This window comes from Paracholeplasma manati, assembly GCF_025742995.1.
In the GTDB taxonomy this organism is placed as follows: Bacteria; Bacillota_I; Bacilli_A; order Acholeplasmatales; family UBA5453; genus Paracholeplasma; species Paracholeplasma manati.
The window spans coordinates 15,838-42,797 of record NZ_JAOVQM010000006.1 but is presented as its reverse complement, the minus strand read 5'-3'; the positions used below and the strand labels follow the sequence as shown (position 1 = coordinate 42,797).

The window sequence follows — 26,960 nt, the reverse complement described above, 5'->3', positions numbered from 1 at the left end:
ACATGAAAGAGATTAAATATAGTTTATCAGAAATTAGCTGTGCGAGTTGTGCAGATAAGATTGAACAAAAGATAAAGAAGTTAAACGGAGTTGAGGAAGGTTATTTAAACTTTGTTACAAAAGAAATCAAGGTACAAGTTGCGGATTCAACTAATACTGCAAGACTATTTGACACGATTAAAAAAATTGTGAAAGATGAAGAGGGTGATGTCGAGGTATGTGAACTAACCCCAAATGTCATTTATACTATAGATGGTTTAGACTGTGCAAATTGTGCGGCTAAGATAGAAGAAAAATTAAACAAAACCGAAGGAATTTTAGGTGCCAACATTGATTTTCTAGCAAAAAAACTGACACTTCAATTCAAAAATTCGCTAGATCAAAAACGTATAGAAGAAAAGGTTCAAAAAATTATTGATAAAATTGAGCCTGGCGTAACGATAGCACAATCAAATGTGAAGAATGAAGATCACGTGGATGAAGAATCATCAATGACGAAAGATTTAATCATCTTCGGTATAGGTATCTTACTATTTATTGGAGGATTATTGATTGCTGAAGGAACGGTTTTTCGTTATGTATTACTTATACTAAGTTATTTCATCATCGGTGGAGAAGTTGTACTGAAGGCAGTCAATAACATATATCGAGGTAAGGTGTTCGATGAAAACTTCTTGATGACGATAGCGACTATGGGTGCATTTGCAATTGGAGAACATCCTGAGGCAGTTGCAGTTATGGTTTTTTATAAGGTCGGTGAGTTTTTCCAAGACGTAGCAGTCAATCGATCCAGAAGATCCATTAAAAAATTGATGTCAATCAGACCTGATGTCGCAACGATTAAAAGAGGCAACACTTCTGTGGAAATGCGTGTTGAAGACGTTCAAACTGGAGAGATAATGATCATTAAACCAGGCGAAAGAATTCCGCTTGATGGTGAAGTGTTGTCAGGAGATTCCACGATTGACACAAAAATTCTAACAGGAGAATCTGTGCCAGTAAATGTTACAAAAGGCGAGATGGTACTCTCTGGTTGTATTAATATCAACGGGTTATTGACCGTTAAAGTTACTAAACTCGCAAGCGAATCAACTGTTTCTAAGGTACTTGAATTGGTCGAAAATGCAACCAGCAAAAAAGCACCAACCGAGAATTTTATCACTAAATTTGCACGAGTATATACTCCAATTGTCACTTCGTTGGCTGTTTTGATTGCGGTAATACCACCACTCGTTATACAAGGTGCAACTTTTGAGGAATGGATCTATAGAGCACTTATATTCTTAGTTATTTCATGTCCATGTGCACTCGTTGTATCTATTCCGCTTGGTTTCTTTGGCGGTATTGGAGCTGCATCAAGAAATGGTATCTTAGTTAAAGGTGGGAATTACCTAGAAGCATTAAATAACATTGAGATTGCAGTTTTTGATAAGACTGGCACATTGACTGAAGGAACGTTTACGGTGACTGAAATTAATACAGCAAATGGTGCAACACAAGAAGAGTTACTTGAAAAAGCAGCTTATGTGGAAAGTTTTTCTAATCATCCTATCGCTGTCTCAGTCGTCAATAAATACAATAAACAAATTGATCAAAGTTTAATAACTGATGTTGAAGAAATATCTGGACACGGTGTGAAAGCAACCTATCAAAATGACGTCATTGCAATAGGGAATGCTAGGTTGATGAAAAGAGAAGGTATTGAATTCAAGGAATCTGTTGCCTTGGGTTCAATTATATACATCGCTATCAATGGGAAATATGTTGGAAATATTGTTGTCTCAGATCAGATAAAGAAAGACTCAAAAGCAGCTATCAAAATGTTGAAATCATTAGGCATTAAAAAAACTGTCATGCTAACTGGTGATAAGAAATTAGTTGCTGATACAGTTGGAAAAGAGCTAGATATCGATGAAATTCATAGCGAATTGTTGCCTGAAGATAAACTCAACATTGTAGAGGAGTTATTACTCCAAAAATCGAGCAAGGGAAAACTATTCTTTGTAGGTGATGGTATCAACGATACACCAGTATTAGCGAGAGCTGATATCGGTATAGCTATGGGTGGACTCGGTGCCGATGCAGCCATCGATGTAGCTGATGTCGTGATAATGAATGATGAACCTTCAAAGATAGGTACTGCGGTCTTTGTGGCAAAGAGAACCAGAAAGATTGTTTGGCAAAATATATACTTCGCACTAGGAGTCAAATTCCTGTTTCTAGCCTTAGGAGCTATCGGAATCGCAACTATGTGGGAAGCCGTGATTGCTGATGTTGGGGTATCTTTATTAGCAGTTCTGAACGCAATGAGAGTACTCAAATATGATTACAAAAATAAATAGTTGATTTGATTCGAATGTGTTAAGGGATTGTGTTCATATTGGTTATGATAATCTTAGTCTCTTCAAATAAAAACAATTTCATCTAGTTGTAATCTAAGGGAGCATAATTGTATTTAAGTAGATAGATCAAACCAGAAGTTAAAATTAAGGGGGAAGAAAATGTTATATATATTTATAATAATATTATTGACGGGGGTTGATCAGTGGACAAAGTATCTTGCAGAAACGCAATTGAAACCGCTAGGATTTATACCCATTTTTCAAGATGTATTTCATTTAACTTATGCAAGGAATACGGGAGCAGCATTTAGCATTATGATGAATATGCAGGCATTTTTAATAATATTCACAGCAATTGTTGTTGGCGTATTAACGTACTATTTAATACGATTATTTAAAACAAAAGAGGTAGCCCTTAAACTATCTTTAGCAATCATTATCGGCGGTGCTTTAGGGAATCTTATCGATAGAATTAGATTGAACTATGTGACCGACTTTCTCGATTTTACACTAATTAATTATCCCATTTTTAATTTTGCAGACGTTTTTGTAGTTATAGGAGTAGTTATACTTTCATATATGCTTTTGTTTAAAGGAGCTATGCCTAAAATTTCTAAGTTATGAAATGGGTTTCTGAAAAAGAAATGTATACATCATCTAATGTGATGCATGTGTATTTGGTGCTGATGAAAGTTTCATATGACAATCTTGTAGGTTCAAACATAGTAACTCAGTTGTTGAACAAATAATAAAATTGGCTATCTTGTAACAAACTACGAGATAGCCTTTTTTTATATTTCAGTGTTAAGTTATAAACGATTTGTGGGCTTTTTGTCCTAATGGTTGTCTTACGCAACATATTTTGCTTCAAAAAAAATTAGATAATAACGACCTTATAATTCATAATCTTATCATACTTTTCGTTGTGATAAGTACCAGTTGCTAGTGGTTTTAGTGCTTCAAAAGTATGTCTATTTTCTGAGAATTCTTTATCAGTATAATTCTTGGTTCCTGCCACACAGAAGACGATGTTTTCAGGTGTTACTGAGATGATCTTGTAGATAAATGAGCGTAAGGTGTCACTGGAACTGTCCTTTTTTTATTTTCCCAATACCCTATCTCAAAATCAAATATATTAATATCAAATTCTTGTTCAATCAGTCTTCTTATTTTCGTTGTCAGTTGATTTTTTAACCCGATTTCCAAGGTGACTATTGATAATTGGATGTTTTCATCTCTTTCAATAGTATTATCCAACTTCTGAAAGTAATAAGCCTTCAAATAATAAAGATGGGCTAATAGATAAAAATGGTGATATTGACTTGAGAGACTTACACCAAGATTACATAAATCTATTGCTTCACTTAGTTTGTTATCAGTACCATGAATTCTAATCACAGTATACATAATGATTAGGTAATAATCTAGTGAACTCAAATCGTTGATTTCATAGGATTTTAATGCTTTAGAAAGCTTATCGATAACTAGTTGCCGGTCTGTAGGATTGAGATCAGTGTTGATATTTGAAAGGATTAGCATTTCATAAATTGAAATGATTTCGAAAGACATCAATCGATCAAAATCAATTAAGTCTTTTACTCTATCAATGAAATCAGTTTTTAGTAAACGCTTGTTTTTATAGTCATAGAGATATGTGCAAAATGTAAAAAGGATTCGATCTGTCCTTTCAATGAATATGGATTGATTCAAATCTTTAATAAGGATATCTATACCCTCTAATTGATCGCTCAATAGCCTGTTGTAAAGACTTTGAACGATCTTTTTTTCTTTTTTGGTTGTATCCAAATAAAATTTTAACACTTCTTCAATGCTCATATTCAACCTCGCTATTAAGGAAATGAATATTTCTGATGGCATACTAGAAACCCCAGAAAGGTATCTTTGATACTGTCTGACATCACAAATATCATCCACAAATTTTTCTTGACTATTGAAACCTCTCGCGATTCTTAATCTCTCTAAAATGACTGCACCTTCATCTATTAACATATTCCCTCCCAAATTTCAAGGACAAAATTGTCCTGTTTTGTGTTGATAGCAAAAGTTATCCTTAAGCTATACCAAGGAAAGGAGGGTACATATGAAAAAGATTATGCTTGTTTTAATGATTTTGTCTGCAGGATTCACTCTTTCAGTAGCAGCACATGACGAACCCAAAGATTCAAATGTTCCATTTGAAAGTCAGCTGATTACGCTTGATGGAGATGGTCTTGGCGGTGCACCAATCAATGGTGTAGTAGGAGGTTAAGTTCAAAAAAACAATAAAGAATGTGCAATTCAGAAGATTAGATTGTCTTTAAGTGTAGAGATAAAAAATTAATCTTTTGAAAGGGCAACACCAGGTGTCATACCTATCCATGGGGAATCGTGTTGATTGAAGGTCATCTTCAAGGGTTGGATAAAACATTTCGTCTGGTATCATATGTGAAAACATGGAAATAGAAAGGATTTTAGAGAAATACAAGCATTTAATGCTTGTTATTATCAATCAAGTAGGAGTTACAGATTGGTTTCTTAGGGAAGATTTATTACAAGAACAAAGAATGCATTTGGTTCAACTTTATAGGAAAGGTGTATTTCAGAAAAAATTCGAAAACATTGACGATTATATCTTTATTTGCTTAAAGCGAAGAGTGATCAATGTTCTTATTCAAGAAAAAAGAAGTCGTTATACCTCTTTAAATAAGAAAATGCTTGATTCAGAGTTTGAATACATTGATTTTCTTATAGAACCCATAAATGCTGACAATTATCAAACAATACTTGAAAACATTATAACATATATTACTTCTCATTTGAGCGTAGAAGAACAAGCTCTTATAAACTTATACTTCTTTAAAAATAAAACACTTGAAGAAATAGGTAAATCCAATAATGTCTCTAGAGAAACCATTAGGCGAAGCATCAAGAAAATCATCAACGAGATAAGGAGGTGGTATAGATGAAAGAAGAAACAGAAACACATAAAACAAATCAACTAAACGAGTTCGAGAAAGACAAGATTAAAAGCCTCAATCAATTTTTCATGAAAAGTATTACACATGGATTACTATTTGCTTTCCTACTCTTTATTATTACAGTTGTTTTGTTGTTATTTACAATTATTGCAACCGACATGGATTCATCGGTAAAGATTACGATTATTTCTATGGTTGCAACATTTGTTTTAACGAGTAGCAAAACTTTAATGGATCGAACGGTTGAGATTATTACTTATACGGTTCGATTACTAGGCGAAGAACAGCGTGGATTCAACAAGAAAATTGGTATTGAAATTGAACCTGTTGAATTTGAAGAGTTGTCTGATGACAACGACAAGGAGGAAAAGAAAAATGTATAGAATTTTTACACCACCATAATGAACGGAAAATGATGATGAAAAACAGATATCAGATCGCAGACAAAACCATTTATCGATCTATCAAGTTTCTATTTAAATATTTAAAGTATGATATGTTTCATGAAGTTTATAAAAAACTTTGGTTCGATATTGATACTGCAAAGGATAGCAGAGAAAAAGATATTCTAGCATACATTAAAAGTCTGAAATATTTAATGAGTCAATTAAGTTCAGGTATCAACCCTGATTTAGTTAGGGATAGTTATTATTTGTTAACTGGATCAAAACTCAGTGAAAAGAAAGTTGAAAAGATACTTGTGTCCTATTACTCAAATCATGAGGAATCAGGTCATATCTGTGCAACGATGATTCACAAAGCAATCTATGAGACAGTTAAAACTAAAAAAATCCAGTTTGCAATGTTGTTGACGAATTATGTGCTACTTCGAAATGGTTATACCATCATCACAATATTCCAAAGTGAAATCGCAAAATACCGACATGCAATTAGAAACCTTGAAACCGACTGGACTTATCTTTATGGCTTTATCGTTGCTAATGAGCTTTTTATTAGAAATAGTGATTTAAGGATTCAAGATACTCCACTTAGATACACAAAAGATTCGTTTATGACTGAGATAATCAAATACAAAAATAGATTGATTCACGATTTTAAGATTCAAAACATATACTTATATGGCTCATTATCAAGAAATCAAAATAATCAATCAAGTGATGTTGATTTATTAATCATCATGGATGAAAAACAACTAGAGTACTTTGAAAAGGTGCAATTAATTGCGGCATGTAAAAAGTATTTAGAAAAGAATTTAGAAATAAGAATTGATCTAATCGATATTAGGTCAGCAATTAAGTTGTTTGGTACTAGAGGTATCGGACAAGCAATCAAAATTTATTAATAAGGAGAAAATAAAAATGATAAAACGAATTACAAATAATCAAGGAATTAGTGTTCAAAGTACATATGTGATTCAAAATGAACAAGAACCTGAAGCTAAAGGTATTGATAAAATCTATCTAGCAACAGGAAGTAATCAACATGTACTCATGAAATTTATTGGGCTTGATTTAAATCAAATAGATAGAATTGGTAGAGCAGTATTGAGATTAGCAGTATCCCAAGATACAACGATATTTCAAAATTCAACTGAGAAATCTGAATACTTTGTTTATAGGAATACATCAGATTTTGATCCCTCCGATGTACTTTGGACAGGAAAACCTGCAATGTCTTCAACTTATGAAGCGGGAATATTAGTCCCATTTTCATTAGTACCTGTTGGGTGGTTTCCAGAAAATCCCAATGACTTACCATATAAAGTTGTTGAGTTGGACTTAACTGAGATAGTGAAGTATTGGAAGAAAAATAATATTTCAGTTCACGGAATAACTATTACAAAATCATCACCAGGTGTGATTTATAACCCTTCAATTATCGAAAGAACAGGAATCTATGAATATTTCATTATAGAAGATTCGAAAACACAAGGATTAGAACCACTTTTAAGTCATACACCAGTTGAATGTGGTTTTCCAGGAACTGGTTATGTAAATAACTTAACAGGAGAATTTGTTTTTCAGACAGTTCAACTTCAAACTTCATCAAAGAATGCACCAATTTCATTCACTGCATTCAGAAATAATAAGTCATTATCAGGCTTTACCAAAACAAATTTTTTAGGCCCCAAATTCAGAGCGAATTTCGAGTTTGCATTAAAATTAGAAACCCATTATGCACTATTAGTACATCCAAATGGCAGTGAATCAATCTTTACAAAAATGACAAGACTTGAAGCTGAAAGATTTGGAATTTTTGCACAAGAGAGTGATGTTTATGTTGACTTATCCAGTTATGCATATGCGATTTGTAATGAAGCATCCATCGTGATAAGATATCCTGATAATATGAAGATTGAACTCAATACACACAAGATTGAAAAAGTTACGATGCCTTCTGGAGATACGATAACTTATTATTGGAATCCATCCAAAGATAAGCTATTATTTATTGTAAACTCTGATGGAGAAAGAGTAAATTTATACTACAATAGCCATGGAAAAATCTCCGAAATTGATTTCATCAGTGAGCAAAGATTAATGCAAATCACTTATGATAGTAACCAAACTGAAATTACTTCCATCACATTAAGCAAATGGGTGTTTGATCCTGAATCATCTTCTGAAGAGAAAATCTATACCGAACTTGAAAAAGCAACATTTACTTTAAGTGAACCATACTATTCTGTTGTTGATGTTAAAAATGATGATAGAACAGAGTTTCAACTTGCGTCAGAAATAGTCTATTCTGTTGTGAGTAAGAAACATGCATCTGGCGACATATTGAATCAGATACATTTTTCTAGAGAATTAGATAAAACTGTCATTGAGGATTTTTTTGGCAACAAACAATACTTGTATTTTGATGACTACGGCCAAGTTAAGCACAAGATTGACAATCAAGGCAAATCAATAAAAGCCGACTATGAGCTTGTAGGTTTAGATGGCACGACAAGAAGAGTAACCAGCAAATCAGAAATTCAACCAAACAGAAGCAACCTTATTGTAGATTTTAGTTTTGATAATCAAATTGGTGAATATAAGACTACAACAAAAGGGTGGAAGAAAAACACTGATACGAACAATATTGTGAAAACAATGGATGGTGGTGTGTTTGGAAACAAATGCCTTCTGGTTAGAAAAACCGGTTCAGGTCAAACACGTATTACTCAACTGATCAACGTAAATCCAGGTAGTTATTCCTTTATTGGTTTTGAGAAGAGAATTAATATCTCTGGTAACCCAGTAGTTAAGGCAAACATCACTTATACGATTTTAAGACTTGCTCAAGGCTCTGAAACAGGTATCTTAGATGAATCAGGGAACTCATGGGTAAGTGATACAGTAACTACATCTGTATCAACATCTGCATTAACTGGAAGCACCAATAAATGGCAAAAATTTGTATTACCTACCATCATTATCCCAACTGGTGCGACCAATTCTACAATTGAATTAGAAATATATGCATCACACACTTCTGGCGATTTATTACTTGATGATTTCCAACTCGCTGCAAGTGAACATGCAGTCAACTTCAATCTAATTCCAAATGGATATTTTGAAGAAAGCGTCGGTTCATTGCCAACAGAATGGACAGGAGAAAATCTAGATTCATCTGATAGAATTGTGGATTCAAGTATAGATTTTCCATATTATATATTTGTAGGATCAAGAACAATGAGATTTATTGGTGACTTCACAAAGACCAAGAAGTTGTTTAAAACATGTGATGTTAAAGGCACACTTGGAGATGAACTCGTTTTTTCAGGATGGTTTAGAGGAAAAGTCTTAACAAATGAAGAAGCCAAAGTCATTGTATCATTTATTAATGAGTCTACTGTTACTGATGTACAAACAGTTTTTTTTCAACCAAACGATTCTGGTTGGCAAAATGTCAGTCGTGGGTTTGTAGCAAAAACAGACTTTACACAAATTAAGATATCGATTGAATATCGAGGATTTAATGTTCTTTTATTTGATGCGCTACAACTTTATGTAAACAGCAATGAATCTCACTATGCTTACGATGATTTGGGTAACATTATGGATCAATCATCTGCAAAAACATCAAGTGAATCTATTAGTAACACATTAGGTCAAATCGTTCAATCATCGAATAAACAAGGTGAAGTCTATCGCTACAAGTACGACACTAAGGGACAAATGACCGAGGTTAAAGATAATAAAGGTAATAAAGTCGTTCATGTTTATGATTCTAAAGGAAACCCAATCACGATGGAGTTGAATTCATCACTTGGAAAGGTATCCCACTCAAAAACATTTAACACAAAAAATCAACTAGTTAAATCGACAGATGAGTTTGGACGTGAATCAATTAATCTATATGATACAGAATTTAGACACATTCAAACAACTGACCCACTTGGACATAAGGATAAGAAAGAATACAATGAATTTAATCAGTTAATGAAAATTATTCGTGAAGATGCTCAAAGTGGTAGTGAGTCATTAACTTACCAATATGATGAAAATCGAAATTTAAAGAAAATTATTATTGATCCAAGTAAGTATTATGAGTTTTTTTATAATTCGAAAAACCTTGTAGAAAAAATTAACATTAATTCAACTACGATCATTCATTATACTTATAATTCAAAGAGTCAAATTGTTATTCAAAAATTTGGTTCACATTTAAATAGTGATTATTACACTTTTGGTTATGATACACGAGGTAGATTGATTTCAGTATCCTTCAATGGGGAAATAACTCCAAGTTGCACATATAAATATGACGAACTAGACCGAATCTCGGAAGTTAGATATCAGAATGTAACTACATATTATTCATATGACAGAAGTGGAAAACTCATTCGTAAAACAAACACTGATGGGATATCTGAAAGATACATATTTGATAATATTGATTCCATCCAAAAATCTATTATAGATATCAACGGAGTGATTAGAAGTTTTGAATACATCATGCCTTATGAAACGAGTCAATACAACTTTGATGGATTCGTAAATCGATTGGACAAAGCTTTTAATGATGACTACTTGGTAACTGATGGTCAACATAATGGACAAACCGGTTTGAAATCGACATATGCTAGAGGAATCAGTAGAGAAGACGACGTAGTGTTAAGAACACCTGTTGTTACGTTTGGACCATATGGGTCATATATCAATTACAACCTATTGTTAGCAAATAAACGTAGAGTTACACAAGGTTTTTCAGGTGAGAAATTTAACTATGGTGAATGGAAAACACGATTTGATAAAAAGAAAACAATTTATGGCTGGTTTAAATTCATAGCGTCAAAAACATCAGATCAAGCTGTTATTACTATGAGTAAAACCGGTAATAACGATAGTATTATCATGTACCTAACACCTGAGGGACTTATAAAAATTACTTATGGATCTTCAGTATTAACAACTATAGCATCATCGGTATTCAATTACACCTTGAACCAATGGGTTAAATTGGGTATGCAAGTATTCACTGAAAATGATATTACATATTTAAAAGTTTTTGCTAATGGCTTGTTAGTCTATAGTGAACAATTATCATCAACATTGATGACAAAGGATTTATCTGATTTACGTATTGGTTCATATGTACCTGATAATCAAGTAGGTTCTAATACAAACTTTAAAGCAGCGCACATTGTTGTTGGGGCATACAATTATACAGATGAAGACATGTTGAAAATTTATACGCTTGCATTACCATATTTTAATGGAACTATTGTTCGCAAACAGCGTTCAGGTGTCTTATATCATGATCATCAAGCCTATGAAGGGTTAGATGTTGTTACACTTAAAGGTACTCTTGTTTCGCACAAAGGTGTCCATCCAGAAAGTATTGGATATCAAGCAGGAACATATAAGCTTGATAAAACAAGATTATTTGAATATGATGATTCAAGAAAAATACACGTCTATGGTAGTTATGGAAACGATAAAGACCTCATATCTTCAAAAGCAAAACTGGTTTATGATTTTAATATGAAGAATACAGGTATGTTATCTATTCGCTTTAAACCAGTAGATGTAGGCACGGAGTTAAGAACGATTCTATCGTTACAAAAAGGTACAGAAACACCATTAGGTTTATATGTAAATAGTGCCAATAAGCTTGTACTCACTCAAGCACAACAAGAAACATTAAATAATACAATTCTCACAAGTGGATGGAATCAACTAGTCATCAGATGGAGCGAAACATCATTATGGATTTACTTGAATGGTGATACTGTTGTATCTAGAACGAAATCTATAAGTTATGAAAATGCATTAGTTTCAGTTGGAGCATTGATTAACAGCAGTGTGCCATCATATCACTTTAATGGTCAATTTGAGATGTTAGCTCATAGCGATCAAATTTTTGATGACGCAAAAGTAACATTAATTAGAAACTCATATCAAACTATCGCTTATGAATCAGAATATGATGTATTAGGCAGAAAAGAAAAAGATGAGTTAAGTATTGGTACTACAAAACGAACTGCAGACTACACGTATAAGAGACCTTATAGTGATCAAACTAAAACATCTTTCGAAGTTGAACACATGAAGACATTAGCAAACCACAACATTTATTACAACTATGATGATTTGGGAAATGTCACTGAAATGGATACTCCTGAAGGAACATATGAATACAAGTATGATTTCATGGGAAGACTCATTGAAGAATATAATCCAGTGCTTAATCAAACCATCAAGATGGAATACGATAAGCAGAACATGATATTCAAGAGATTCTATGCTGGGAAAACCACAAACTTGGTTAAGCAACTTGAGTTTCTAACAAATGCAGAGGATCAGTTGGTTTATGTTGGGACAGTAGAAGGTGGAAATGAAACGCCTTTAGATATAACCTATGATCCTAAGTATGTTGGGAATCCGTTATCCATTGGAACAAAACAACTCACTTGGGAAGGTAGAAGATTAAAACAAATCATTGATGGTACTAATACATTCACCTACTCATATAATGAGCAAGGCTTAAGAACAAAGAAAAACATCAATGGTGTTGAAACAAAATATTATTTACAAGGAGCTAATATCATTGCAGAAGAAAAGAATGGTCAAATCATGCATTTCATCTACAATGAGCAAAACCAATTAGTAGGATTTGATCATCAACAAAACAAGTATTTCTATGTAAGAGATCTACTTGGGGTTATTAGAAATATTATTGATATTAATGGTAATATTGTGGTAACATATAGATATGATGCATGGGGTAATCATAAGGTTTATGATTCATCTAATGCAGAGAACACAAGTTCATCATTTATTGGTAATATTAACCCATTTAGATACAAGGGATACTATTATGATGTTGAAACTGGTTGGTACTATTTAAAAAGTAGATATTACAGTCCATTATTATCAAAGTTTATTAATATGGATAGTACGCAGTATTTAGAACCTGAGAACATCGAAGGCATAAATTTATTCTCGTATTGTGGTAATAACCCAGTCATGAAATTAGATGACAGTGGAAATCTTCCTAAATGGCAAAAGTGGGTAATTGGTGGGCTATTCATTGTAGCCGCTGTAGCACTCACAATAGCCACTGCAGGAGTAGGAACTCTATTTGCAGGTGCGATGGGTGGCGGACTTGTAGCATCTATTGCCGGAGGAGCAGCTGCAGGTGCAATTCTTGGTGCAGCAAGTGGTGCTCTAGTTAATGCCGGGACTCAAATTATAACAAAGGATTTTGATGATTTTAGTTTAACTGAATTGGGTAAATCTGCACTTTCTGGTGCCATTGCAGGTGCCCTTGCTGGAGGATTATTCGGTGGAATTAAATATGGACTATCTGCAGGCAAAATTGCTAGAGGTGTATCAGGGTTAAAAAATGCAGAGTCAAATTTAACTAATGCATTCAGTCCTCTTAAAAACATTAAAAGTTTAGCAAAAATGCCTTTTAGTAACACTAATATTTTTAGATCAATAGGACAAGCGGCATCAAATTTTAATAATGCTTATTCTGCTTATGTATTTGCAAAGGCTACATACACAGCAGTGAATATAGCTGCAAGCGCAACATACTTCTTATTAGAAAATTTGACTAGTGAACTGTTAGGTTTAGTATTGTAATAATGGAGGAATCAGATGAATAATCAAAATTGTGTTGATTTTCCAAAAATCAGGTTTTGCGGTGATATGCTTTTCATAAAACGAAGAAAACCTATACAGATTCGAATACAGGATATAGAGAGTTTGTATTATGCTAAATGGTCGTTCTCTAATTATTTTTCATTAGCATTCGGTGATTTTAAATCACCGGGATTCTTATATATTATTCTCAAAAGAAAGAAAATCTTTAATAAGAGTCTTGCATGTACATTTAAATATAATGATTTAGAAAAAATACCTGATTCATTTCGAAAGATTTTGGTATCTAAGTAATATTTAATTAAAAATCTTTTACTATCATATATAAATGTGATAATTGTTATGATATAAGAACATAGTAGAATTTTAAGATCATTTAGTTCCCTTTGATAAAACATCTGTAAGACTAATTATTGCAGAGTGTGCTCAAAGGGATTTTCTTCTAATAGAGTTGACTTAGATGCCTGTTCCATTAATAGTTTTGAAATAGAATAGAGATTTAAGATTTTTGTTCTTGAATTGTAAGCATTGCTGCGGGTACCACGGTTAATACTAACATCAGTTGTCACCATCAGGGTCTACATTAATAATAGTGTACATTTTTTTTGGGGGGACTCCACTTTTTTACATTCAATTTTCATTTATACAAAATGTCTTATACTATGGCTCGTGTACTTGCCAAGTTTAGAAATAGGAACAACGGGTTTGTTTTCCAAGAATATTTATTAATTCCTTATTTATCTGTTAAATAAAATCTTCTGTTACCGATTTTACATGTAGACAAAAACAAAAAGAAAGGTTATGAAGATAAAACAATATATATTTCGAGTTTACTTGGAATAGATAAATTGATGAATCAAAACACAAAAAACTTTCGGGTGGTGGAAAGCAGAGATTTTCACTCGCAAGATCAATCATAAATGATCCGCTAATGATTCTAGCCGATGATCCAACCGCGAACCTTGATAAACAAACACAATAATTGTCTTGAATGAATTGGTTAGAATCGATTAAACGCTTGGAGTAACAGTAATATTGGTGACAAATGATGATTTTTTATTATCTGTGTGTGATAAAGTTTTAAACTTAAAGGATGGAAAATTGGAATTATCAAATCAAAATAAGTCTTAAGTTGATAACACCGATTATGTTTATAAATTATGTACAAATATGTTTCTACTCTCGAAAAAGTCTGGTTAGAGGAAACAAAAATAGTCTAAAACATGTTTCCTATGTACATTAAACTGCATAAAAGCAAGCAATCATGTAGTTTCAACGCACGTTGAAAGTATATCATTGCTTTCCTTAAAATGATAAAATTATAGTTAAATTATAGGAGATTTTCATTCAAGTGGAAATCTTCATTTTTTTCAAATATTGGATAATTCGCTACCAAACAGATGTATATATTGATTTTCTCCAGATAATGGTATAAAATAAAATTAAGTGGAGGGAATAGCATGATTATTACAACACTAAACCTAAAAGAGATGTATAAAGACTATACAGATGTTAATGGCAAGATAAAAAGAGATATTGATAAAGGCATTTTGTTCCCACTTGTAAGAGGTATTTATGAAACCAATGCTTTAGTGGATGGATTCTTACTTGCTTCATATATTTATGGGCCATCATATCTATCATTTGAGTATGCACTTTCGTTTCATAATATCATTCCTGAAAGAGTGGTAGTATATACGAATGCTACATTCAATAAAAGAAAAAGTAAATCCTATCATAATCACTTTGGTCTTTTTACCTATAGAGATGTTCCAAGCGCTGCTTTCCCTTTCTCAGTTAATGTTTATGAAGAAAATGGATATGCATACGTCATGGCTAGTCCTGAGAAAGCATTGTGTGATTTACTATACATAAAAAAGCCTGTAACAAGTATCAAAGAATTGAAAATGGTACTATTTGAGGACCTTCGCATAAATAAAGAATCGTTTGATCATTTAAAATTTGAGGAAATACGGTTTCTATCTGATAAGTATAAATCAAATAATATAAAGTACCTTAGAAAATTCATTGAAAGCGAGTATATCCAATGACAATTATCCAACAAATGATTGATAAATATAGTCCAAAAACAATAGAAGATAAAAAGAACGCAATCAAAGAAGTGCTCCAAGAGGTGGTTTTAGCGGGACTTTCAAAAACTGATTTCTTTTCACATGCGGCTTTTTATGGTGGAACAGCTTTACGAATATTTTATGGTATGGATAGATTTAGTGAGGATTTAGATTTTTCACTGCTTGTTGCTGACGACGCTTTTGATTTGAGTAAATACTTTAAACCAATAAGCGATGTCGTGAATTCACTAGGGTTAAGTTTTGAAGTGTCAAAAAAAGTAAAGACAACAGGTTCAACAATTGATTCAGCCTTCATAAAGGGCAATACAAAGGAAACGATTATTACCATTTACCCTGATTCTGCAGATTCAAGTCGTATTATTCAAAATGAGAAAATCATTATCAAGTTTGAAGTTGATGTGAATCCACCCTTGTATGCAAATACTGAAATTAAGTTTCGTTTACTACCATTTCCATATCAAGTCAGGGTGTATGATCAATCGTCTCTGTTTGCTGGAAAAATCCATGCTGTAATTGCTAGAGGTTGGAAGAATCGCATCAAAGGTAGAGACTTATATGATTATATTTATTATTTGAGTTTGGATACAAAAGTGAATCTAAAACACTTAGAAGCAAGACTTAAACAAACAAAAACCATAGAAGCAGATGTCCAATTAACCAGAGCATTTTTAATAGAAATCCTAGATAAGCGATTTGATGAAATTGACTATGATATAGCCAAATCAGATATCAGACCATTTATAAAAGATCATCATAGTTTAGACCTATGGGGTCGTGATTTTTTCAAATCGATTACTAACCATATTCAAGTAGATTTGAAAGATAATAAAGATTAAGCATAAACAACTATAAAAGAAGTGACAAAGTTGCCAATGTAAGTCTGTCAACAAACATTACATGTGATAAGATTCGATAGATACGATGCATTTGGTTGTCATAGATTTATCCATTTACGACAGGTACTGTAAGTAACAATGAAGTGCTATTTTATGTATATTGCGTTACTTTCATCGAAATAGACTAGATGATATCACAAATTTTTCCTTTGAATAATTTGTGGTTTTTATTCTTTATAACCATCTATGTGTTACAATTTGAGTAAACAAACATATGAAATTAGGTGATTTAGATGAAACAGATTAGAATTGCTTATATTGGTGGTGGGTCTCGCTTATGGGCAAGGGGTTTAATGAGTGATTTGGCTGTTGAATCAGACCTTGGTGGTGAAGTCATTTTATATGATATCGATTACCAAGCTGCGGTAAATAACGCAACCATCGGTAACCTCATGATGAAACAACCAAATGCGGTTGGAGAGTGGACATTTTCCGTATCCAAAACCCTAGATGAAGCTTTGGTTGGGGCTGATTTTGTTTTCATTTCGATTTTACCAGGCACGTTTGATGAAATGGAAACTTATGTCCATCGTCCTGAACACTGGGGTGTTTATCAAACCGTTGGTGACACCACGGGACCTTCTGGGGTTTTTCGTTCATTGATCATGATGCCGATGTATGAAACTTTCGCAAAAGCCATCGAACGCATTTGTCCCCATGCCTGGGTCATCAATTTCACAAACCCCATGACGATGTGTGTTCAAATGTTATATCATGTCTTTCCAAAGATTAAGGCGTTTGGAAATTGTCATGAAGTGTTTTTTGTTCAAAAAATATTGGCCAGAGCACTGAAAGAAGCGACTGGTATCGACGCCCATAGACATGAGATTCAAATCAATCCTCAAGGGATCAATCATTTTACATGGATCAATTATGCTTCCTATAAAGATATCGATATCATGCCAATCTATCAAGATTTTGTTGATAAATACTACGACGTTGGGTTATCCGGTGATCAATGGGTCCATGTAGGTCCATTTGGCAGTGCTGAAAGAGTTAAACTGGATTTATTCAAACGATTTGGTGTCATCGCTGCTGCAGGCGACAGGCATTTGGTCGAATTCTTACCTCACGATTGGTATATGAAAGACAAAGCGATGATCGAATCTTGGCGTTTCTTTTTAACCCCAGTTAGTTTAAGAAAAGAAATCAAACAACGGGGAAATGAATCCGCTGAAAGGATTGCAAAAGGCTTAGAATCTGTTCGTATTTCACCCTCAGGTGAAGAAGGCATCCTTCAACTCAAAGCGTTGTTGGGTTTGACTGAACTCATCACAAACATCAATATACCCAATCAAGGTCAAATTCCTAACTTGCCTTTAGGCCATGTGGTGGAAACCAATGCAGTATTTAGAAGAGACGATGTCAAACCTGTGTTCACTGGCAATATGCCTGAAATTCCAGCTGAAATCACGATGAAGCACATCGAAAACCATCACCGATTATTAAAAGCCTTTGACCATAAAGATTTAGCGTATGCCTTAGAAGCACTGGAGCACGATGTATCCCTATCACACTTATCCAAATCGGACATTAAAGCGATGTTTGATGACATCGTTCCAAGACTAAAACCTTACTTAACATATTACTCAAACACAAAGTTGATCAAACTATAAAAAGAGGTATCCCTATGGACTTGAAAACCTGTATTTCAAAATTGAATCATCAAGAAATCAGTAGTGTTGAATTGGTTCAACTGGCCATTCAAAAGCATCAAGAAAACTTAGATAAAAACGCGATTGGTTCTATATGGGCGGATGCTTTGAAATGGGCAGAAAAACTCGATGAAGAGCGAAAAAACGGTCATGTACGCAGTGCTTTACATGGGATACCCATCGCGATTAAAGACAACATCTTATTCAATGATGGCACACCGACGACCTGTAATTCCTATGCTTTCCATGATTTTATTCCACCTTTCAATGCGAGTATTGTGGATAAACTGTTAGAAGCTGGCATCATCCCTTTATTTAAAGCGAATTTATCTGAATTTGCTTATTTCATGAGCGATGAAGATATGCCTTCTGGATATGGTTCGATGCATGGTCAAGTCAAACACCCATTCGATGAAACCATTGATCCTTATGGGTCATCTACAGGCAGTGCTGTCTCGGTTAAATTAGGCATCATACCCATCAGTATTGGTTCAGAAACTAATGGATCCTTGATGGCCCCTGCGTATCAATGCCAAATTGTCTCATTCAAACCCACTTTCGGACGTGTATCTAAATACGGTATCATCCCAATTTCACATACCCAAGATACAGCAGGACCGATGGGCAATACCGTATTTGATTGTGCTTTATTGATGGATGTCTTATCGTTTGCTGATACAAATGACCCAGATACATTAAAACACGTCCATAAACCGGTATCTTTGGCTTTAGATAAACCTTTAAAACCCTCCAAGGTCGGTTTATTGTCACTATCCAATTACCCTTACGATGAGGATTCGAAAAAGGTCTATGAACAAACCAAAACTAGATTGGTTTCGATGGGTCATACTGTAGTTGAATTCAGTACTGAATACCCAAATATGGACAATAACCCCACCCTTAAAATCGAATTCAAAGCGAACATGAACGGTTTTCTTGAACGCGTTAAAGGACATACCCCACACCAAACACTTTCGGATATCATTGAATTTAATCAGAAGCATACTGAACGCTGTTTAAAATACGGTCAAAGTCTTTTGATACAATCCAATGAAACCGATGGCGATTTGAATGGTGCATTCTACCTAGAAAAAAGAGCCGATTTGCTGGATAAAGCAGGGTATTTAGAACGTATCATGATTGAACAAGATTTAATCGCGGTCGCTTCCCCATTTTGGCTATCTTATGCACCTATTTATGGTAACCCTTCGGTTTGTATCCCAGAAGGGATTTATTCAGGGAAACCCAAAGCGATGGTATTTGTCGGTAAAAAAGACGATGATGAAACACTCTTAAGGTTATGTCATCAATATGAACGTCAGAAATGATTGAGAAAGAAATTCAATAAATCACAAATCAAAATGACACCTTTAGGGGTGTTTTTTGATTGGATTTTGGATTTAATAATTTTTTACGATAAAATGCTTTTAATTATTTATAATTAGTGATATCATAGTGTTTACATCAGTATAAGAAATGTACTAGAAAGAGGTTTTTATTATGAAGAAAATAATGGCCGTTTTGGCATTATTGTTGGTCTCTTTCGGATTGGTAGCTTGTGATCAAAGTAGCCTTCAAAAAATCACATTCGAAACCAACCAAGGAACCACCATTGACGCAATCGAATTTAGTGGTGAATATGACATCACTCGATTGAGTCAATTCACAACCACCAGAGAAGGGTATACCTTTGTTGGATGGTTCACCAATGCTTCACTCGATGCTTCATCTGCATTGACTGTAAACATTGATAAATCCGTAACGCTTTATGCGAAATGGGAATTGGTTAATTATAGCATCACTTACCACTTAAATGAAGGCGTCAATGCGAGTGGTAACCCAAGTAGTTTCACGATTTTAGATACCGTGAATCTACAAAATCCAACCAGAAGTGGATATGTCTTTGCTGGATGGCATAAAGATGCTCAATTGACACAAGTAGTCACAAGCATCCCAGCCGGTTCTAAAGCCAATGTCGAACTTTACGCGAAATGGTCCTTAGATACCAGCATTACTTACAACATCACTTGGCAAAATGAAGATGGGTCTGTATTAAAGACCGAAGCGGTTGCTCAAGGCTCGATGCCTGCTTATGATGGTATTCCAACCAAAGCAGAAACCGAAACCCATACATTTACCTTTGCAGGTTGGTCACCAGCATTATCTGTTGTTTCAGGCGATCAAACTTATGTCGCAACCTATACCATGACATCAAAATATGCAGGGGTTGCTTTTACACCGACTGCACTCAATACCATTTTTGGTTTTGATGTTTATGCGTTGATGCCAGGAGTCGTTAGCCAAGATTACTTATTGATTGATGCGAGCGATCCAACCTGGTTTGAAGTTTATATCGATTTCTTCGATTGGGATTCAGAAGATGCAGATGCTTATATCGCACTCATGGATCAAAATCTTACCTACGATGATACCGAAGAATCTTGGGTAGTTGGGGATTATTTCATTTATTTATATGAAGACCCAGATACATACCCAGGTCTAGTCGTTTATGGCATTGTTCTTTACGGCAACGTTGAACAAGGTGGTGGCGATAAAGCCGATTATGACCCAGCTGCACTCAATGCGTTGTTTGGTTATGATATTTACGCTGCAATGCCAGCATTCCAAACCAATGATGCAGAATTGGTTGATTTTTCTGAAGGCACAACCAAAGAAGTATACATCGATATTTTTGACTGGGTTGAAGCCGATGCTTTAGCTTATATGGATTTATTGGATGCTTTATTACCTTATGACGATGTTGAAGAGTCATGGGTGATTGGCGATTATTTCTTATATGTTTATGCTGACGATGAAACCTATCCAGGACAAATGGTCTATGGTATTGGTATTTATGGTGAAGCTGGCAGTGGTCCAGTCGACCCAGTAGAAGGTGTCTACTACGCATTTAATGTTCAAGACACCACCGCTAGTGTTGCAGGCAGTTATAAAGATACACTAGACCAAACCATTACCTTCCCGGGTAGTGAAGGCAAAGTCATCGTTAAGGTTAGTCATTTGGCAAATATTACAGCAACCCCACCAGGTGGATTGACCAACGGGTTCATTTTCGCAGCCTCTGTCAGTGGTAATGCGAACCCTGTGACATACCTTGAAATCGATACTTTAGGTCAAGTGATTCAATCCATCTCATTCGAAATTGAAGCGAGAGACGGGTTCTCACCACGTCTAGCAGGTGCGAAAGTTCAAACATGGAATGGTTCTGCATGGGTAGACCTTGCGGGAGGCGATTTCTACAGTCAACTTTCTACAGATATGAAGACCATCACGATTGCGAATGTCAATGCGTCTAAATTCAGATTATTATTCGTCGGTAATGGCGAAACCAGCAATGGTGGACAAGTGAAGATTTCAACCGTACAGTTATTAACTGGTTCAACCGCTCCAGCGATTGAATCTTGGTCAGATATGATTCAAGTCTTAGGTGGAAACCTTAACGAATCTTCGTTAGCAACCTTACTACCTGAACTTGAAGGCATTACCAACTTTGTTTTATCTAAAATCAACAACTCAGAATATAAAGTGACTGGTGATTTTGCTTATGCAGATCATCAAACCCGTGTGAACAACTATATTCAAAGTTTATTGTTAAAAGGCTATCTACTTGATTCTGTATTGAGTTCAAGTCGTGGTCAAAATGTCTATTCATTGGAAATCAATAACGATTTAGCTTATGCCGTTTATGTCGTTACCAATGGCACAACCATCGAAGTGCGTGTTTGGAAGTTTGACCCTGTGGTTGAACCTGCCAATTTATCTACATTAACAACACGTCAAACCATCAATCAATATGAAGTAGCAACCTTCGGTAAATCTGGATTGCCTTCAACGGGGACATTTGATGTTTTAGTCATTCCGGTTGAAATCAAAGACAATCCGTTCCCAAGCGATTATGCTTCTAAATTAGACTTGGTATTTAACGGTACAGCAGCCGCTACCGGTTGGCAATCGGTTGCGTCCTACTATTACACCAGTTCATGGGGTAGTTTAGATATTACCTTTGACATCGCACCGAAGTATACCACCATCAACAATAAATCCTATTATCAAGGGTTCAGTGATGAAGGCGATCAATACGCCATCGTTGAAGCTTTAAATGGGTTAAACAGCCAAATCGATTATAGCCAATACGATTCGAATAATGATGGTCAAATCGACGCTGTTATTTTCATCTATTCCGTAGCGTATTCTGATTCCGATCCATGGTGGGCATGGGTTTACAGTGCCCAATATGGGGTTGCGAATAGCTTGGATTTACTTGACGGGAAGAAGTTTGATTATTATTTCTGGGCAAGTTATACATTCATCAATGACCCACTTCAAGGTTTATCCGGATTGGTTGTCAATGCAGAAACCTTTGTCCATGAATTAGGACACTTGATGGGTATGCCTGACTTATACCCATATTCAGACACCTTACAATTTGGTCCTGTGGGTGGATTCGATATGATGGATTACAACTCAGGGGATCATGGTCCATTCAATAAGATGGTTTACGGTTGGTTACAACCACTCCTCGCGACCACAGGTTCTTATCAAGTCACCCTAGACGCGTATTCAACCGATAACGATGGTCTTAATAACACTTTATTGATTCCATACAATTCAAACGATTTAAACGATGGTAATGCCTTCGATGAGTACTTATTAATCATGTTCTATACACCAAATGGGTTGTATACAGGACATTTAGGTACACCTTATGTATTAGACAACGCTGGCATCGTGATTTATCATGTGGATGCGAGAATGAATTCGAACAATACCTATTGGGGAGAATACTTCTTAAGAAACAACAGCGGCACATCTAATTTCATAGTTGAATTGTTAGAAGCAGATTTCAACGCATCGATTCCAACAGCCTCAAACAGTGGTATCGCACAATCCGATATTCTCACTTCAGGGTCAATCAATTTAAGTACCTATCGTTGGAGCCAAGGTGGTGCCATCAATGTCACCATTGAAATCGCCCAAGCATTCAATAATAACAGTACTCAAGCGGTTTTAAACGTTAACGTATCCTAATATAACCAAAAGTCAGTATTCGCCTTTGTTAAGGTAAATACTGACTTTTTGTTTAAAGGAAAGTATAGGCTTATAGCCTGTTTTGGATGTCATAAAAAAATCTTTTCATTTTTCACACAAAAGTGTGGCGTTTTTAAATGAAAAGGCGTAGAATAGGTATGGGTTAAATCGTTAGATAAATCCGTTTTATGAAGGAGAACACTCATGCAAGTTCATGGCAAAGATTCACGTGGTACACACCTCAAGAAAAATGCGATCAGAAATGCTAAAAAAGCCGGTAAAAAAGTAGTTAAAAATACCATTCTGAAATAAGAAAAAACAGGGTCACTTTAGGTGGGCCCTGTTTTTTTATGTCGCGTATTTGTGTGCGATGGAACTGGCTGCTGCGGATGCGATGGCACCAATAATATCGTCTAAGAACGTATTGCAATGCCCTTCTTCCTTACCGGCTTCATCAATTGTACCGATGATACCAGGTTTGAGTTTATCGACATAACCGAAATTGGTCAAACCAATCGAACCATAGACATTGACAATCGAGAGTGCCAAAATCTCATCGATACCAAATAGACCATAGTCACCAAGCATCATCGAGAGTAGTGGTTCGCTGATTATTTTTTGTTCAGCAAGCACATCGAGTTCGATACCAACCAATACGGCGTGTTGAACTTCACGTTTTAAAATGACACGGTCAACATGTTCTAAACAAAGTTCAATGGTAAGGTTTTGAACGTATGGTTTTTGAAGGTCAAACGTGATTTTCGCGATATCAATCAATTCAACACCACGGTCTTTTAAACGTTGTTTGATGATGTCGTATTTCTTTGTATCATTCAAACGGTTGTACTCTTTTTTACTTAAAGTAGTTTCACTCATGGGTAGGCCTCCTTTCCTATTTTTGTGAGGGAAGTTTATTATAACACGTCTATTTTGAATGTCAATGCTTTTATGGATATTTTGGTTATAATCTTTTTGAAAATGTCGTATTTATGCTGTCTATCCAAAGAATTTAGATAAGCGTTTTTACTGAAATAATGATATGATGGATGTATACACTAAAACGAGGTTAAGTATGTCAACCATTGACTTCATTGAAAGTAAAATTAAATCCTATTATCCAAACCATGTTGAAGCAATTATGGCAGGGTTAAAAGCGCCTAAAAAAGTCACATTTCGTATAAATACCCTCAAGTCTTCTATAGAAGCAGTATTAAGTACACTTGAAAAGCAGGGCTTAATGGTCACGCCAGTAGATTTCAGTGAAATCGCATTTATATTAAATGAAGGTCATGAACAAGACCTTCAATCGTTAGATATTTATGACCAAGGACACATCTACCTGCAAAGTCTTTCCTCGATGTTACCCCCCATTGTATTAAACCCTCAAAAAGGGGATATATTAGATATGGCAGCAGCCCCAGGAGGAAAAACCACCCAAATGGCTGCTTTAACACATGGATTGTGCACCATCACAGCCTGTGAACAAAATCCAATTCGAGCTCAAAAACTCAAGTACAATTTGGATAAACAAGGCGCAACCAAAGTGACGGTCATCACCAAGGATGCAAGACAACTGGATGATTTTTTTCGGTTTGATCATATCCTTTTAGACGCCCCATGTAGTGGATCAGGCACACTGGATTTAAATCATGAAAAGCATTTACAAAACTTTACAGATCACTTGATTCAAAAATCGATTCAAACCCAAAAAGCACTGATATTAAAAGCGATTGAACTCTTAAAACCAAAACAAACCATGGTGTATTCCACCTGTTCGATCTTAAAATCAGAAAATGAAGACATCGTCAAATTCGCCTTAAAAACGAATAAAGTCGACATCGTTCCGATCGATTTAAACATTGAAGGCGTATTACCATCGGATATCCCTGGTGTCATCACCGTGATGCCGAGTGCATTATATGAAGGCTTTTTCATCGCCTTATTGAGGAAAAAATAACATGGCCACATTAAACATAAAAGTACACCCAAGTTTCCATCAAAAAACCCTCAAGGATTTTTTTGATTTTTACCATGTGGGTAAGAAAAACCAATACAAACTCACCTTACAAGGGGTGTATATCGATGGGAAGAAAGCAGTCACCCAACACCATATCGAACAAGGACAAACCATTACCATTGAATTAGAAGATATGATTTTACCGATGGCTGCGAAAGCACCCATCGAAGTCATCTATGAAGATGATGATTTATTGATCGTTAATAAACCCATTGATTTATTGGTCCATACCGATGGGATTGCGAAAGACGATTTAAACCAAAGGGTAACCTATTATATGGCTAGAAAAGGCTATAAACAAGAAGTACTTCCGGCCCATCGTTTGGATAAAGATACGTCTGGGATGGTCATCTACGCCAAACACATTTTAGCGTTGAGTTATTTATCTTATTTATTTGAAAGTCATCAAATGGAAAAGACGTATGTGGCGTTAACAACACCCAACCTCAGACAAAAAAAAGGACGCATCGATAAAGCCATTGGTGCGAGCAGACATGAAGATAAGCAAATCATAAACGATCAAGGACAATCTGCGTTAAGTTTATATGAAGTCATAGAACAAAACCCAGATTATGCACGGTTAAAAGTATCGATACTGGGCGGTCGTAAACACCAAATTCGAGTCCACCTCGCATTCATTGGACACCCTATTTTAGGGGATAAACTGTATGGTGGATTATCTTATGAACGACTTGCGTTACATTTTCATCAAGTTTCATTTGTTCACCCAACTTCTTTAGTAAAAGTGAACTTTGAATCGAAAGTACCATTTTAGTGGTAAAATAAAAATTAGGACGGTATATATATGAAAAAAATATTGAAATTCATCCTTAAAGTCGTTGTTTTAATTGTTTTATTGGCTGGTGGTTTTATTGGATATTTAACCTTAACCGAATATAAACCAGCACCCATTGAAACGGTAGAAATTGAACAAAATCCTACCCAACAGGTAGCAACCAATCAAAATTTATCTTTCATGACATTCAATACAGGCTATGCCGGATTGGGCGAAGATGAAGATTTTGTGATGGATGGTGGCCAAAAAGGTCGACCAGACAGTCAAGATGTCGTTGAAGCCTATTTAGCTGGTATCGAAGGTTTAATCAGTGCCCACGAAGCCGATTTCTATTTACTTCAAGAAGTGGATTTAAAAGCAAGAAGAAGTTTCAATTTAAATCAAGTGACGCATTATCAAGACTTGTTACCCAATTATCATTCGACTTTCGCATACAACTTTAACGCTGTATTCGTGCCATTCCCAGTGTCGTTAACCGATTATATTGGACCGGTAAAAAGTGGGATACAAACCCTAGGTCGTTTCAAAGTAGAATCCTCAGAGCGTCATCAATTCCCAGGTGAATTCAGTTGGCCACTCAGGGTCGCGAACTTGAAACGTGCCATGATGGTCAACACCTATACAATTACAGGGTCTACAAAGCAATTGGTAGTTGTTAATCTACACATGTCTGCGTATGATGGCGATGGTTCCTTACGAGCTCAAGAAATGGCTTATTTGAAAGCATTCATGGAAGCACAAACCGCTTTAGGCAATTATGTCATCATTGGTGGGGACTTCAATCAGACTTTCCCAACAGCGGTAGATGTGTATCCAACCAAACCGGGTTTATATCAAGCCTATCCGATCGAATCCAGTTTCTTACCTGCCGGATACCAATGGGGTATTGACATCACCGAACCGACCTGTCGTTTGCTGAATCAACCCTATGAACCAACGAGTGATTTAAATCAATATTACATCATCGATGGGTTCATTGTTTCAAATAACATCACGGTCAATAACGTATCTGTCATTCAAGACAACTTTAAATACAGCGATCACAACCCTGTATTCATGACAGTTACATTGAACTAA

18 protein-coding genes are annotated in these 26,960 nt (G+C 35.1%); 16 read left to right on the top strand and 2 right to left on the bottom strand.

Annotated elements, in window-relative coordinates; translation table 11 throughout:
• Positions 1–2 precede the first annotated feature (2 nt).
• Both N7548_RS06930 and lspA read left to right on the top strand, forming a co-directional pair.
• On the top strand, positions 3–2,342 hold the full coding sequence (locus tag N7548_RS06930) for a heavy metal translocating P-type ATPase (protein WP_263608745.1): 2,340 nt from the start codon (positions 3–5) through the stop codon (positions 2,340–2,342).
• A 159-nt stretch (positions 2,343–2,501) separates the two neighbouring features.
• On the top strand, positions 2,502–2,966 hold the full coding sequence (lspA, locus tag N7548_RS06925) for a signal peptidase II (protein WP_263608744.1): 465 nt from the start codon (positions 2,502–2,504) through the stop codon (positions 2,964–2,966).
• A gap of 417 nt (positions 2,967–3,383) precedes the next feature.
• On the opposite strand, the gene N7548_RS06920 is transcribed toward lspA, so the two are convergent.
• Positions 3,384–4,352 (bottom strand): hypothetical protein, encoded by a 969-nt coding sequence (locus N7548_RS06920; protein WP_263608743.1) that lies wholly within the window; start codon positions 4,350–4,352, stop codon positions 3,384–3,386.
• A 91-nt stretch (positions 4,353–4,443) separates the two neighbouring features.
• On the opposite strand from N7548_RS06920, the gene N7548_RS06915 reads away from it, so the two are divergent.
• From N7548_RS06915 to N7548_RS06865, 11 genes are all read left to right on the top strand, one after another.
• Positions 4,444–4,611, top strand: a complete 168-nt coding sequence (locus tag N7548_RS06915) for a hypothetical protein (RefSeq protein WP_263608742.1) — start codon at positions 4,444–4,446, stop codon at positions 4,609–4,611.
• A gap of 184 nt (positions 4,612–4,795) precedes the next feature.
• Positions 4,796–5,308 carry a sigma-70 family RNA polymerase sigma factor gene (locus tag N7548_RS06910; RefSeq protein ID WP_263608741.1) on the top strand — a complete coding sequence of 171 codons (513 nt, stop codon included), beginning with the start codon at positions 4,796–4,798 and terminating at the stop codon, positions 5,306–5,308.
• Complete coding sequence (locus tag N7548_RS06905) at positions 5,305–5,703, top strand: hypothetical protein (RefSeq protein ID WP_263608740.1); 399 nt, start codon at positions 5,305–5,307, stop codon at positions 5,701–5,703. The genes N7548_RS06910 and N7548_RS06905 overlap by 4 nt, the downstream gene beginning before the upstream one ends.
• A gap of 35 nt (positions 5,704–5,738) precedes the next feature.
• Entirely contained in the window at positions 5,739–6,623 is an 885-nt protein-coding gene (locus N7548_RS06900) for a nucleotidyltransferase family protein (protein ID WP_263608739.1), read from the top strand.
• A gap of 16 nt (positions 6,624–6,639) precedes the next feature.
• Positions 6,640–13,362: an RHS repeat-associated core domain-containing protein gene (locus N7548_RS06895; RefSeq protein ID WP_263608738.1), complete on the top strand. Its 6,723-nt coding sequence runs from the start codon at positions 6,640–6,642 to the stop codon at positions 13,360–13,362.
• Between the two features lie 865 nt (positions 13,363–14,227).
• Positions 14,228–14,362 (top strand): ATP-binding cassette domain-containing protein, encoded by a 135-nt coding sequence (locus N7548_RS06890; protein ID WP_263608777.1) that lies wholly within the window; start codon positions 14,228–14,230, stop codon positions 14,360–14,362.
• 478 nt (positions 14,363–14,840) lie between these two features.
• A complete protein-coding gene (locus tag N7548_RS06885; protein ID WP_263608737.1) occupies positions 14,841–15,431 on the top strand; it encodes a type IV toxin-antitoxin system AbiEi family antitoxin domain-containing protein in 591 nt (196 codons plus the stop codon).
• Entirely contained in the window at positions 15,428–16,309 is an 882-nt protein-coding gene (locus N7548_RS06880; protein WP_263608736.1) for a nucleotidyl transferase AbiEii/AbiGii toxin family protein, read from the top strand. The genes N7548_RS06885 and N7548_RS06880 overlap by 4 nt, the downstream gene beginning before the upstream one ends.
• Before the next feature lie 293 nt (positions 16,310–16,602).
• Positions 16,603–17,985, top strand: a complete 1,383-nt coding sequence (locus N7548_RS06875; protein ID WP_263608735.1) for a family 4 glycosyl hydrolase — start codon at positions 16,603–16,605, stop codon at positions 17,983–17,985.
• Between the two features lie 14 nt (positions 17,986–17,999).
• A complete protein-coding gene (locus N7548_RS06870; RefSeq protein ID WP_263608734.1) occupies positions 18,000–19,352 on the top strand; it encodes an amidase family protein in 1,353 nt (450 codons plus the stop codon).
• A gap of 172 nt (positions 19,353–19,524) precedes the next feature.
• The gene (locus tag N7548_RS06865) at positions 19,525–23,070 is read left to right on the top strand and encodes an InlB B-repeat-containing protein (protein WP_263608733.1); all 3,546 of its coding nucleotides are present in this window, start codon (positions 19,525–19,527) and stop codon (positions 23,068–23,070) included.
• 348 nt (positions 23,071–23,418) lie between these two features.
• Here N7548_RS06865 and N7548_RS06860 read toward each other — a convergent pair whose 3' ends face one another.
• On the bottom strand, positions 23,419–23,946 hold the full coding sequence (locus N7548_RS06860; RefSeq protein ID WP_263608732.1) for a phosphatidylglycerophosphatase A family protein: 528 nt from the start codon (positions 23,944–23,946) through the stop codon (positions 23,419–23,421).
• 196 nt (positions 23,947–24,142) lie between these two features.
• On the opposite strand from N7548_RS06860, the gene N7548_RS06855 reads away from it, so the two are divergent.
• Genes N7548_RS06855 through N7548_RS06845 form a run of 3 tightly spaced genes read left to right on the top strand, consistent with a single transcriptional unit; the run spans position 24,143 to position 26,960 of the window.
• Positions 24,143–25,027 carry an RsmB/NOP family class I SAM-dependent RNA methyltransferase gene (locus N7548_RS06855; protein ID WP_263608731.1) on the top strand — a complete coding sequence of 295 codons (885 nt, stop codon included), beginning with the start codon at positions 24,143–24,145 and terminating at the stop codon, positions 25,025–25,027.
• 1 nt (position 25,028) lies between these two features.
• Positions 25,029–25,862: an RluA family pseudouridine synthase gene (locus N7548_RS06850; protein ID WP_263608730.1), complete on the top strand. Its 834-nt coding sequence runs from the start codon at positions 25,029–25,031 to the stop codon at positions 25,860–25,862.
• Positions 25,863–25,892: 30 nt separating this feature from the next.
• On the top strand, positions 25,893–26,960 hold the full coding sequence (locus N7548_RS06845) for an endonuclease/exonuclease/phosphatase family protein (protein ID WP_263608729.1): 1,068 nt from the start codon (positions 25,893–25,895) through the stop codon (positions 26,958–26,960).